Below are 11516 nucleotides of genomic sequence, written 5' to 3' on the forward strand. Positions count from 1 at the left end.
CCACGTAATCTGCGACGTTCTGCCACAGGGGCGCGTGGCGCTTCATCCTTTTGCGGCTTCGGTGGTAGAGTCGCCGCCATGAAATTGAGCCACCCCGACCGTTCACTGATCGCCTGGGCCCTGTACTTCTGCGTGCTGATGAACCTGTTCGTCTGCGGTTTGGGGCATGGGCAGATGATGGGCCTGCAGCTCAATGGTATCGGCGGGGCGTTCTGTTCGGTGGACGGCAGCCAGGCGCCGCTTTCCGACAAAGGGTTGGGAAATACGGCCTCCAGCAACATCTCGAACTACTTTGCCTGCCCGGTGTGCGCGGCCGTGACCGTGGCCATCGTGTTCATGATCGGCCTGGCCTGGCTGCTCGGCCTTGGGTCAACCCCACGCCCGGCCCATGACCGGCGCAACAAAGCCCCACCCCGCTATTCGTGGCCGTCGGCCAACCCTCGCGCTTCCCCCACTTTCTGACGTGTGCCTTGGGCTTCCTGTGATCAGGAGGCGTTCTATCGTCACGACTGTGAGTGCGTTTCATGAACCCACCATTGCCAGCAGGCGCCAGCCGCCTGGTCAGCAAGGCATCCCGGCGTTTGCACGCCGACCCCTTGCGCCCTGAATACCCCAGCAACTCGCGCTGCTTTGTGCACCTGGATGCACGCCTGCTGCCGTATTGGCACACCTTGTTCGATATCTGCCCGGCGCTGCTCAAGCTCGACCCGCCAGAGGGCCTGAACCTGTTTCGCAGCTTCATGACCTGGGCCTATCGCAACCAGGTCGCCCAGGATTGGACCTACCACCTGAATGTGTGCCGCTGGCTGTTGGCGTCTTCGTATCGGGCGCGCATCGATGAGGAACCGATAGAGGCCTTTATGGCGGCCGCGGCGGCACGTTGGATCAGTGCCGATGAAAGCCAGGCCCAAGGCGTGGTCCTGGCCTGGCGAAATGCAAGGGTGTTCGACTGGAAGGGCGACGCCTTGACGGGCGTTGAGCATCAGGTACTGCCGGACCCGGCAGGCGACTTTGCCTGGTGCCCGCTGGCCAAAAACGGTTTCAGTGGCTGGTTGCCGGTACCTTGAGGTTCTGGCGAATCCATGGCGTGACACTGCGGCTCCAGGGACGATCACCATCACTGTGGTGTGCGAGCCGGCTGGAACCTGCTGAACCGGCACAACCGCCCACCGAGCGTGAACCGTGCGGCAGCTGTCGGGCATGCTGTGCTGTATGCGCTGATGTTCCTGGTCCCCTTTATCGGGCTGGTACGCCAGTACGGCTCCGGTCGTGAGTTTTCGGCGTTTGGCATGCCGATAATGGCGGGGTTCGAGGGCGAAAAAATCCAGTGGATGATTGACCTGGGGCTTAACTTTCATAGCTTGCTGGGCTGGACAATGCTGGCGTTGATTGTGGGGCATATCGGCATGATGATCGTGCATTACCTGTGCGGTAACCCACAGGTGTTGCGACGCATGACGGGAGGCGCCCGCCGGTTATGGCGCTGGATCAACGGGCTTTTTTGGGGGCTTTTTTCTGGGTTTTCTTCCCGCCTTGCTGCTGAGTTGACGAGCCGCTGGAGGAGGTCTTTTCCTTCGGCGGCGTTTGAGCTTTTTTGTTGCTGTCCGACGGGGTGCTGGGGTAGGTGCCCGGAGGCAGGGCCGAGCCGGGTATGGCATCGCCAAAGGCTGCGTAGGCGGGGGTTGCCAACCATCCGGTCAGGCAAATGACTAACACGATCTTGCAGGAAATACCGGTCTTCATCACGAGAATCCTTTTCCATGCTTCACCTGTCAAAAGCGTCCCTTCCTGTGAATCTCAAGGGAGGCGTTAATTGGGAGTGCAGGGGATGTGGCAAAGTTTGGATTTTTTTCGCCGCCACGACGAAAGGCCACGTACCGATAATTTTAATGAACCCTCACGCCGATCCCTTGACCTAATGCATACGACCTCAGGAGGTGATGCATGCAAATAGACTATATCTGGATCGTGCTGGCGGTGATTTTGTTGGTGTTGGAGCTGTGGGCGATCAACATCGTGTTGCGCAGCACCGGCGGCTGGGAGACCAAGGGGTTGTGGTTGATCATTCTGATTTTTGTGCCGCTGTTCGGGCTGATTGCCTGGGCCATGTTCGGGCCAAAACGTGAGATGGCCCAGCACCATAAATAAATAGCACCGTAAACACTGAACACAAGCCACACAGCAAACAGGCGCCCACGGGCGCCTGTTTGCATTTAAGCCTGCCCGTTAACCTGCGACCGCCTTGGCAATCGCCTCGTTGAATGCCGGCAAGTCATCCGGTGTGCGCGAGGTGATCAAGGTCCAGCCGTTGGCCTTGCACTCCTTGACCTGGGCATCCACCACGCCTGCAGCGCCGGCGTTTTCCAGGTCGATGCGCACGCTCTTGTACGCGGTGAGCGTCTTGCCCTTGATTACGCCGGCATCGATCAGCGTCCATGGCCCGTGGCAGATGGCGGCGACGGTTTTGCCCGCCTTGACGAAGTCGTTGATCAGCTTCAGCGCAGCCGCGTCCTGGCGCAGGGTGTCGGCATTCACGGTTCCACCGGGAATCACCAGCGCGTCGAAGTTGCTGCTCACCACCTGCGACAGCTTGACCTCGGATTCCACGGTCTGGTCCTTCTCGGTGTCGCCGACGAATGTCTGCACGGTGCCGCCTTCGCTGGAACCGTGTGTCACCGTCGCGCCATAGCCACGCAGTGCTTGCAGAGGCTTGAGCAGCTCGTCGCGCTCGATGCCGGTGTTGGAGGTGATGATGAGGATGTTCTTGCCGTTGAGTTGTGAGCTCATGGTCGAGTCTCTCCTGCTGGATGGATTAATCATGCTGTGTGGGAGAGTGGATCGAGCGTGGGCGGCAAAGGTTTAAATTAATTTGGACTTTTTTCGTGGGTGGTTTTCGAGAAAGCCCGGCCTGCAAAAATCCTGAACTATCGAAAAGCGCCGGCCTCTGCTGCATAGGTGCCTGCTGCTTTTTGCGGGCGTTCAATAGCCAGGAGATTGACCATGACCGACCCCAAGACTGTCGACAAAACCCCGGAACCCATCAGCTCTGAAGACGCCCAGAAAGGCCGTCAACAACCTGCCAAGGGGCAGACGCTGGAACAGCCCAACCCGAAGACCAAAACCGTGGACAAGGTGCTCACGCCCACCTCGATCAAGGACATCGAACGCCAGACTGACGCCATCAACGAGCAGGCCGCCAAGGCCGAGCGCAAGCTGGGCCACTGAGCATGGCCCGGTCGATCACGGCGGCTGAACTGGGGATTGAACTGGCGCCCGACGATGACGCCAGCCTGTTCAAATGGTTTATCGCCAGCTTCCTGATGGGCAAGCGTATTCAGGCGCCCATCGCCGCGCAGGCTTATAAGGTGATCGTGGAGGAGGAGGGCCGCGACACTGCACGCAAGTTGCAACATTGCACGTCGCGTGAACTGGTTTCGATGCTCGGGCGTGCCCATTACGTGCGTTACGACGAAAGCACGGCGCAGCGTCTGCTCGACCTCAGTGCCAAGTTGAATGCCGAGTACGCGGGCAAGATCAGCCATATCCGCAGCGCCAGCCCTGACCGCCAGGCATTCGAAAAGCGCCTGGCCGAATTCGACGGCGTGGGCCCCAAGACCGTTGAAATTTTCATGCGTGACGCGGCCAAGGTCCTGTTTTGATAGCGCCGCTCTACGTGGGCTGTGCCGGCTGGAGTTTGCCGCGCGCGCACTGGCCGGACTTTACGGGCGAGGGCACGCATTTACAGCGCTACGCATCGCGTTTCAACGCGGTGGAAATCAACAGCTCCTTTTACCGGCCGCACCAGCCCAACACCTACAAGCGCTGGGCGCAGTCGGTGCCGCCGGCGTTTCGGTTTTCGGTCAAGGCGCCCAAGGTCATCACCCATGAACTGCGCTTGCAGCACTGCGAGACGGCCCTGGACGAGTTCCTTGAGCAGTGCTTGCACCTGGGTGAAAAACTCGGTTGCCTGCTGATTCAATTGCCGCCTTCGCTGCGTTATGAACCCAGCGTGGCGTTGGCTTTTTTCAGCGCATTGCGCCAGCGGTTTGCTGGTGCGGTGGTGCTTGAACCACGGCACGCCAGTTGGCTTGAGGCGCAGGCTTTGCTGGTGGACCTGCAGATAGGCCGCGTAACCGCCGACCCAGCGGTGCTCGATGCCGGCGCAGGTTGGCAGGGCGTGCAGTACTGGCGCCTGCATGGCTCGCCGCGTATCTACCACAGCGCCTATGGCCCGCAACGGTTGCAGGCGCTGGCGGAACAGCTGCTTCAATGTGCCGAATCAGGCATGCCCGCCTGGTGCATCTTCGACAACACCGCCAGCGGCCACGCCGTGACCGATGGCTTGTTGCTACTCGACCTCTACCCGCAGCACTTCCAACCCTAGCTGCTCATACGCCTCGACATTGGGCACATGCCACTCGGTAATCAGCGTATGAATGCGGTTACACGGCGCCACCACAAAGGGCTCCACTGCGCCGAGCTTGTCCGCCAGGGTCACGGCCACCACGTGGGAGGCGCTGTCGAGCAAGGCTTGCTTGACCGCCACTTCATCGAAATGCAGCGAGCTGATGCCCACTTGCGGGTGCAGCGCGCATACGCCGGTAAACAGCAAATCGGCCTTGATGCTCTGGATCAGGCGCACGGCTTCCTGGCCGCTGGTGGACAAGGTGGCGGGGTTGAGTTGGCCGCCGGCGAGAATCACCTTGACCTCGGGATGATCGGCCAAGGCGATGGCGATCATCGGCGATGGAGTGACGACGGTCAGGCGGATCGAACGCGGCAAAGACTGGGCAATCTGCAGCGTGGTCGAGCCGGAATCGAACAGCACGATCTGGCCGTCCTGCACCCGGTCGGCGGCCAGTCGGGCAAGGTGACGCTTGATCTCGTTGGTTTCGCCGACGCGGGTGAAAAAGTCTTTGCCGGTGTCTTTGGGCCTGGGCAGGGCGCCACCGTGCACGCGTTGCAGCAGGCCGGCGGCGGCAAGTTCGCCGAGGTCGCGGCGGATGGTGTCCTGGGACACGGCAAAGTGTTCGACCAATTCGGATGCGGTGACTTTGCCGTCACGTTCCAGCAGCAGCAAAATCTTCTGTTTGCGCAACGAGGGCAGGTCAATGGCTTGATGGGTGTTATGCATGTTTATGCGTCTTTTTGCGGTTTTGTGCGAGATTAGTCGCCCGCCACTGCAAACGCAATGGCTGGCTGCCAAGCCGATGGGCGGTTACTCTCCAGGCTCAGTTCAGGGAGAGGTGACCTAGATGCCGTTGATCACAACCATCGAAGATTTACGCAGGCTCGCGCAAAAACGTGTCCCACGGATGTTCTACGATTACGCCGACTCCGGCTCCTGGACTGAAAGCACCTACCGCGCCAATCAAAGCGATTTCGCCCGCATCCAGTTTCGCCAACGGGTGGCGCGCAATATCGATGAGCGTTCAATCCGCGCCACTATGATCGGCCAGGACATGGCCATGCCCGTGGCCCTGGCGCCCACCGGGCTGGCGGGCATGCAGCATGCCGACGGCGAGATCCTCACCGCCCGCGCCGCCGCCGCGTTCGGCCTGCGTTATACCTTGTCGACCATGAGCATTTGTTCGCTGGAAGACATTGCCGCCCACGTTGGCAAACCGTTCTGGTTCCAGTTGTATGTGATGCGTGATCGCGCGTTTATGCAGCAGTTGATCGAGCGCGCCAAGGCTGCCGGTGTGGACGCGCTGGTGCTGACCCTGGATTTGCAGATTCTTGGCCAGCGCCACAAGGACTTGATCAACGGCTTGTCGGCGCCGCCCAAGCTGACCGTGCCGAATATCCTCAACATGCTGACCAAGCCGCGTTGGGTAGCAGGCATGCTCGGCACCAAGCGCCATGGCTTCGGCAATATCGTCGGGCATGTCAAAGGTGTGGCCGATATCACTTCGCTGTCATCCTGGATCGGCCAGCAATTCGACCCGCGCCTGAGCTGGGACGATGTGGAATGGATCAAGCAATGCTGGGGCGGCAAGCTGATTATCAAGGGCATCCTGGATGTGGAAGACGCGCGGCTGGCCGCCAATTGCGGTGCGGATGCGCTGGTGGTGAGCAACCACGGTGGCCGCCAGCTCGATGGCGCACCGTCGAGCATCAGCCAATTGCCAGCGATTGTGGCCGCGGTTGGCGAAAAAATTGAAGTGTGGCTCGATGGCGGCATTCGCTCCGGCCAGGACGTGCTCAAGGCCATGGCACTCGGCGCCAAAGGCACCATGATCGGCCGCGCGCATTTGTATGGGTTGGGCGCGCTGGGTGAAGTCGGTGTGACCAAGGCCCTTGACATCATCGCCCGCGAGTTGGATGTGTCGATGGCACTGTGTGGCTATAACGATATACGCGATGTGAATCGCGAGATTTTGCTGCCGGGTAGCTTTCCCACAGGGGTTTGCTGAGCAAAAAAATCGTAAAAAAGTAAAAAGAGTTGTCCACGAAAACCGTGGGTATCTCTGTGGATAACTTTGCGAAGGCCCGGCAGGGTTGGCGATTTAACCTTCGGTTAATATTTGATCAGAATTGGTTTTGGGCCAGTATGGGCAGGGTTGGCGCTTGACAGCCAAGCGCGAACCCAGTGCCGAAAAGTGCGGTTACGACTCGCCGTCTCGACCTGTGGAGTGCGTGGCGATGGTTGCTGGCTTCTTCGCCTGCAGCAGTTTTTCCAATGCCTGGCCATAACTGCGACCCGCCAGGCTCATGCTGTTGTTATGGGTGGCGCCGGGTACGAGCAACAACCGCTTGGGTTCCTGGGCGGCTTCAAACAACTGCTGGCTGAAACGCGGTGGCACGTACTGGTCGGCCAGGCCGTGCACCACCAGCAACGGCATGTGCACATCGGCAATCTTGTCGATGGAATCGAATTTCTGCGACAGCAGCCAACGCACCGGCAACGAGGTATTGGCCACGGCGGTGGCCGCATCCCCCAGGGAAGTAAAGGTGGACTCGATCACCAGCCCGCGCACCGGCACAGGCGTTTGCCTGCTCAGCTCAGCGGCGAGGTCGATGGCCACGGCGCCGCCCAGCGAATGCCCATAGAGCAGGCGTTTGGCGGGGTCAGGCTGCAATACCTGGAAACGTTCCCAGGCAATGCGCGCGTCCTCATACACACTGGTTTCCGACGGCAAATCACCGTGGCTCTGGCCAAACCCGCGATAGTCGATGGCCAGCACCGAGAAGCCCAGCGCGTGCAGCTGTTCAATGCGAAGCAACTGCCCGGTGAGGTTCCAGCGCACGCCGTGCAGGTAGAGGATGGCCGGCGCATCCTTGTGGTCGGCCGGGTACCACCAACCGTGCAGGTTCTGCCCCGATTTGAAACTGGCCGGCTTGATATCGAATTCCTGCACCGCCTTGGGCAGGCCGGTGTACCAGCCGGCGGTGCCCGGCTCGATGCGAAACACCAGTTCGCGCTCCTTGTGTTGCAGCACGGCGCACCCCACCGGCAGGCCGACAATCAGGATGGCCATGCACAGCAGGGGAAACCAGCGCAGGCCCATGCGGGACAGAAAACGTGCGGACATGAAGGTTCCAGGACAAAGGTGAAGCAGGCGTTTTACCAGATGGCGTGGGCAGGCAGGCATTAATTCGACGGCCGTAGACGGGGATTGCTTGCAAAGTGTTGCAGCCTTGAACAACCCCTGCTCGGGTTGTTAGGGTGGGCGGCCGAACAGGAGAGCACAGACATGGATTTCACCGGCAAAACGGCAATTATCACCGGCGGCGCGCGCGGGCTGGGTCTCAGTTATGCACGGGCGCTCGCCCAAGGCGGCGCGCGCGTGGTGATCAGTGATATCGGCGCCGACAAGCTGGGCGCCGGCACCGATGCGTCGGTGGTGCACGCGGCGGCCGCAGCTTTGCAGGCCGAAGGGCTGGCGGTACTCGGGCATGGCGGCGACCTGTCTACGGACGAGGGCTGCCGACAACTGATCAGCTTCACCCTCGAGGCTTACGGCCAGCTCGATATCCTGATCCATAACGCTGGTTGGGTCGGTTACCAGAACATCGCCGACCTCGACGCCGCGTTCCTCCAGCGCGCCATGGACATCAACCTCTACGCGCCGCTCTGGCTGTGCAAGCACGCCTGGCCACACCTGCTGCGCTCGGCGGCGCCGCGCATCATCCTGACCACCTCTGACCGCGCCATGTACGTGCAATACGAGCAAACCGGGCTGGTGGCCTACAGCGCCGGCAAGATGGCGCAATTGGGCATCATGAACGCACTGAGCCATGAAGGCGCCGAGGCAGGCATCAAAGTCAACGCGATCTCGCCGGTGGCCAAGACGCGCATGTGGGGCGTGACCGACGAACCGGATGAACTCAAGCCTGAGTGGGTGACGCCGGGCGTAGTGTTCCTGGCCTCTGAGCAGTGCCAGGACACCGGCTATATCCTGCGCGCCAGCAATGGTCAATTTACCGCCACGCGTTTTACGGAAAACCCCGGAGTGGAGTACCCGCGCAATCTCGCACGCATCAAGGCGGCCAATGCGCAAGAGGTCGCCGCCGCGTGGTCGCGCATCAAGCAGCCGCTGGCTCAGGCCGGCGTGCCCCGTTGAACCCGGTTGCGTCCCTGCGTTCTTGGGGGGCGAATGTGCCGTAAGCGGGCCGCTTGACGCTGACATTGCTGGCGCGACATGCTCCCGGCTTCTATGAGCAAAGGCCCGACCATGGACAACAGCCCTATTCGCATCACCGCTGAAGAAACCCTTTCAGACAGCTGGTACAACTTGAAAAAGTACAGCTTCGACCTGCGTCGCCAGGATGGCAGCTGGCAGGCCCAGACCCGTGAGGTGTATGACCGGGGCAATGGCGCGACCATTTTGTTGTACAACCGTTGGCAGCGCACGGTGCTGTTGATCCGGCAGTTTCGCATGCCTACGTTTGTCAACGATTACCCCGGCTACTTGATCGAAACGGCTGCCGGGTTGCTGGACAATGCCAGCCCTGAAGAACGTATTCGCCTGGAGGCTGAGGAAGAGACCGGGTATCGCGTGGGGCATGTGGAAAAAATCTATGCGGCGTTTATGAGTCCGGGGTCGGTGACTGAGCGGATTCACTTTTTTATCGGTGAGTATACGCAGGCGGATCAGATTGGTACGGGGGGCGGGCTGGAAGAAGAGGGTGAGGACATCGAAGTGCTGGAGCTGGGGTTTGAGCAGGCGCTGGCGATGGTGCGCAGTGGGGAGATTGTTGATGGCAAGACCATTATGCTGTTGCAGCATCTGGAATTGCGGATGCTTAAAGAGGGTTGGTGATTGAGTACATATCCGTTGCTGCGGTAACGGCTACTTAGGGTTCCGCCCTTACGGCGGGTCACTTTTGGCAAACGCCCCAAAAGTAACCAAAAGGTCTGTGCCCCACCACTCGGCACCTCGCTAATGCTCGGTGTGCCCTCACTCCGGCTTGAATCCGTGGGCCGCCGCGATGGGCCATCCTTGGCCCAGCGCGGCTAACCCGGCGTCCTGCCGGGTTACCCACGGATTCAAGCCTGCGTTCGGCCATCGTGGTTAACGGGGCGCCTCAGATCAAGATCAAGATCTACAGCACGGCGGCCTGAAAGCCGACCTGAGTGGTTGAAGCAAAAGCCAGATCAAGTGCAAAGCAAAAGCTTATCTACCTGATGCAACGCGCTCCCACAGTTGACCCCATACAGTTTTGAATATGAGGTCGACTGCAGATTTGCATGCACTGAAGAGCTGCTTTTCTGTGGGAGCTGGCTTGCCTGCGATGCAGACACCTCGGTGTGTCAGGTAAACCGAGTTGATGCTATCGCAGGCAAGCCAGCTCCCACCTTTGACCGAGTATGGCTCTGCTGTTGCTGTTGCTGTTGCTGTTGCTGTTGCTGTTGCTGTTGCTCTGGCCCTTACATCCTTTTCGATGACGAAGTCAGCGGTCTTTTGATCTGCGCTTTTGATCTTGATCTTGATCTGAAATCGCCCCGTCAAACACGATGGCCGGAATTCGACAGGGATTTGGGGGGTAAACCGGCAGGGATGCCGGTTTAGCCGCCCCGCGCCATGGATGGCGCGTGGCGGCGGCCCCCCAAATCCCTGTCGGATTGCGGGCATGCCGAGCCACAGCGAGGCACCGAGTGTTGGGGCGAGGACTTTTTGGTTACTTTTGCGTCCTTGCAAAAGTGACCCGCTGTAAGAGCGGAACCAATAGCAGCCGTTACCGCAGCAACGGATATGTACTCAGCAACCCCGCGACAACCGCAACCCCAACCCCATCCCGACTACCGGCTATTGTCAGAAATTTCCCACAAGAGTACAAATGTACTCCATGACAACCCTGACCCCCCGCCGTACCGCCATCCTGACCTTTATCCGCGACCGCATCGCGCAACAAGGTCAGCCCCCAAGCCTCGCCGAGATCGCTGAGGCGTTCGGTTTTGCCTCGCGCAGCGTCGCACGCAAACATGTGGTGGCCTTGACCGAAGCCGGCTTTATCGAGGTCAACCCCAACCAGGCCCGTGGCATCCGGCTGCTCAACCAGCCGGCGCGCCCTGAGTGGCTGGACGTGCCGGTACTCGGCCGTGTCGCCGCCGGTCTGCCCATCGGCGCCGATGCCGAAGTGCACAACCGTCTGCAACTGGACCCTGCCACTTTCGCCAAAACCCCGGATTACCTGCTGCGTGTGCAGGGCGATTCGATGATCGAAGACGGCATCCTCGACGGTGACCTAGTGGGCGTACGCCGCAGCGTCGAAGCCTTGAACGGGCAGATTGTGGTGGCGCGCCTGGACGGCGAAGTCACCATCAAACGCTTTGAGCGCCACGGCGAGCAGGTGCGCCTGCTGCCGCGCAACCCCGCGTATCAACCGATTGTGGTCGGGCCGGATCAGGACCTGGCCATCGAAGGGGTGTTCTGCGGCCTGGTGAGGCAAGGTTGATGGGCGCCGTCGTTGCTCTGGACACGCTGTTCAATGGCGGCCGCGTCTGGAAAGGCCGGCCCGCCGCGCCACCCGCCAGCGTGCACCCCACTGGGCTGGCGGCGCTGGACGCGGTGTTGCCCTCGGGCGGTTGGCCGGAATCGGCGCTGAGTGAAATCCTGATGGCGAAGGAGGGCGTTGGCGAGTTGCAATTGGTGTTGCCCACCCTGGCACGCTTATCAACGGCGGGCGAGCGCATTGTGCTGGTGGCGCCGCCTTACACGCCGTACCCCCACGCCTGGCAGAATGCCGGGGTGGATCTGCGTCAGCTTTCGGTAATCCAGGCCGAGGCGCATGACGTGTTGTGGGCGGTGGAGCAGTGCCTGCGTTCCGGCAGTTGCGGCGCGGTGTTGTGCTGGCCGCGCAAGGCCGATGACCGTGCCTTGCGGCGCTTGCAGGTGGCGGCCGAGACCGGCCAGACCCTGGCGTTTGCCTGGCGCGCTTTGAGCGAGGCGGTCAATTCATCGCCCGCCGCTTTGCGCCTGGCCGTCGAGGCAAAACCTGCGCAAGTGCGAGTGCTCAAGTGCCGGGGCGGTTTGGCCCACCCGGCGCCGATTGCACTGGCGGGGCACTGA

General features: G+C 60.8%; 15 protein-coding genes and 1 pseudogene. 12 read left to right on the top strand and 4 right to left on the bottom strand.

The features are described from left to right. The first annotated feature begins 78 nt into the window (after positions 1 to 78). The 3 genes and pseudogenes from PSH96_RS11920 to PSH96_RS11930 all read left to right on the top strand — a co-directional run. Positions 79 to 462 carry a DUF2946 domain-containing protein gene (locus PSH96_RS11920; protein WP_305459432.1) on the top strand — a complete coding sequence of 128 codons (384 nt, stop codon included), beginning with the start codon at positions 79 to 81 and terminating at the stop codon, positions 460 to 462. Positions 463 to 524: 62 nt separating this feature from the next. Next, complete coding sequence (locus PSH96_RS11925; RefSeq protein WP_305459433.1) at positions 525 to 1067, top strand: putative natural product biosynthesis protein; 543 nt, start codon at positions 525 to 527, stop codon at positions 1065 to 1067. A 138-nt stretch (positions 1068 to 1205) separates the two neighbouring features. Then, positions 1206 to 1406, top strand: a pseudogene (locus PSH96_RS11930) (cytochrome b); the annotation flags it as partial. An 82-nt stretch (positions 1407 to 1488) separates the two neighbouring features. Here PSH96_RS11930 and PSH96_RS11935 read toward each other — a convergent pair. After that, complete coding sequence (locus PSH96_RS11935) at positions 1489 to 1743, bottom strand: hypothetical protein (RefSeq protein WP_305459434.1); 255 nt, start codon at positions 1741 to 1743, stop codon at positions 1489 to 1491. 201 nt (positions 1744 to 1944) lie between these two features. Between PSH96_RS11935 and PSH96_RS11940 the strand changes: the two genes are divergently transcribed. Beyond that, the gene (locus PSH96_RS11940) at positions 1945 to 2148 is read left to right on the top strand and encodes a hypothetical protein (protein ID WP_138815709.1); all 204 of its coding nucleotides are present in this window, start codon (positions 1945 to 1947) and stop codon (positions 2146 to 2148) included. Positions 2149 to 2226: 78 nt separating this feature from the next. On the opposite strand, the gene PSH96_RS11945 is transcribed toward PSH96_RS11940, so the two are convergent. After that, a complete protein-coding gene (locus PSH96_RS11945; RefSeq protein ID WP_056859556.1) occupies positions 2227 to 2787 on the bottom strand; it encodes a type 1 glutamine amidotransferase domain-containing protein in 561 nt (186 codons plus the stop codon). 213 nt (positions 2788 to 3000) lie between these two features. Here PSH96_RS11945 and PSH96_RS11950 point away from each other — a divergent pair, with 213 nt between their 5' ends. Genes PSH96_RS11950 through PSH96_RS11960 form a run of 3 tightly spaced genes read left to right on the top strand, consistent with a single transcriptional unit; the run spans position 3001 to position 4384 of the window. After that, a complete protein-coding gene (locus PSH96_RS11950; protein WP_305459435.1) occupies positions 3001 to 3225 on the top strand; it encodes a hypothetical protein in 225 nt (74 codons plus the stop codon). A 2-nt stretch (positions 3226 to 3227) separates the two neighbouring features. Then, entirely contained in the window at positions 3228 to 3659 is a 432-nt protein-coding gene (locus PSH96_RS11955; RefSeq protein ID WP_305459436.1) for a DNA methylase, read from the top strand. Beyond that, on the top strand, positions 3656 to 4384 hold the full coding sequence (locus PSH96_RS11960) for a DUF72 domain-containing protein (RefSeq protein ID WP_305459437.1): 729 nt from the start codon (positions 3656 to 3658) through the stop codon (positions 4382 to 4384). The genes PSH96_RS11955 and PSH96_RS11960 overlap by 4 nt, the downstream gene beginning before the upstream one ends. Here the strand turns inward: PSH96_RS11960 and PSH96_RS11965 are convergent. Continuing rightward, positions 4349 to 5134 carry a DeoR/GlpR family DNA-binding transcription regulator gene (locus PSH96_RS11965; RefSeq protein ID WP_056859560.1) on the bottom strand — a complete coding sequence of 262 codons (786 nt, stop codon included), beginning with the start codon at positions 5132 to 5134 and terminating at the stop codon, positions 4349 to 4351. The two genes, PSH96_RS11960 and PSH96_RS11965, sit on opposite strands and share 36 nt — an antisense overlap. 121 nt (positions 5135 to 5255) lie before the next feature. Between PSH96_RS11965 and PSH96_RS11970 the strand changes: the two genes are divergently transcribed. Beyond that, a complete protein-coding gene (locus PSH96_RS11970) occupies positions 5256 to 6416 on the top strand; it encodes an alpha-hydroxy acid oxidase (RefSeq protein ID WP_305459438.1) in 1161 nt (386 codons plus the stop codon). Between the two features lie 192 nt (positions 6417 to 6608). On the opposite strand, the gene PSH96_RS11975 is transcribed toward PSH96_RS11970, so the two are convergent. Beyond that, positions 6609 to 7535, bottom strand: a complete 927-nt coding sequence (locus tag PSH96_RS11975) for an alpha/beta hydrolase (protein ID WP_305459439.1) — start codon at positions 7533 to 7535, stop codon at positions 6609 to 6611. 162 nt (positions 7536 to 7697) lie between these two features. On the opposite strand from PSH96_RS11975, the gene PSH96_RS11980 reads away from it, so the two are divergent. From PSH96_RS11980 to imuA, 4 genes are all read left to right on the top strand, one after another. Then, the gene (locus PSH96_RS11980; RefSeq protein WP_305459440.1) at positions 7698 to 8567 is read left to right on the top strand and encodes an SDR family NAD(P)-dependent oxidoreductase; all 870 of its coding nucleotides are present in this window, start codon (positions 7698 to 7700) and stop codon (positions 8565 to 8567) included. A gap of 111 nt (positions 8568 to 8678) precedes the next feature. After that, a complete protein-coding gene (locus PSH96_RS11985) occupies positions 8679 to 9266 on the top strand; it encodes an NUDIX domain-containing protein (protein WP_305460051.1) in 588 nt (195 codons plus the stop codon). A 1018-nt stretch (positions 9267 to 10284) separates the two neighbouring features. Continuing rightward, a complete protein-coding gene (gene lexA / locus PSH96_RS11990) occupies positions 10285 to 10902 on the top strand; it encodes a transcriptional repressor LexA (RefSeq protein WP_058422526.1) in 618 nt (205 codons plus the stop codon). Next, a complete protein-coding gene (gene imuA, locus PSH96_RS11995) occupies positions 10902 to 11516 on the top strand; it encodes a translesion DNA synthesis-associated protein ImuA (protein WP_305459441.1) in 615 nt (204 codons plus the stop codon). The genes lexA and imuA overlap by 1 nt, the downstream gene beginning before the upstream one ends.

Source organism: Pseudomonas sp. FP2338, from assembly GCF_030687515.1.
GTDB classification, from domain to species: Bacteria; Pseudomonadota; Gammaproteobacteria; order Pseudomonadales; family Pseudomonadaceae; genus Aquipseudomonas; species Aquipseudomonas salomonii.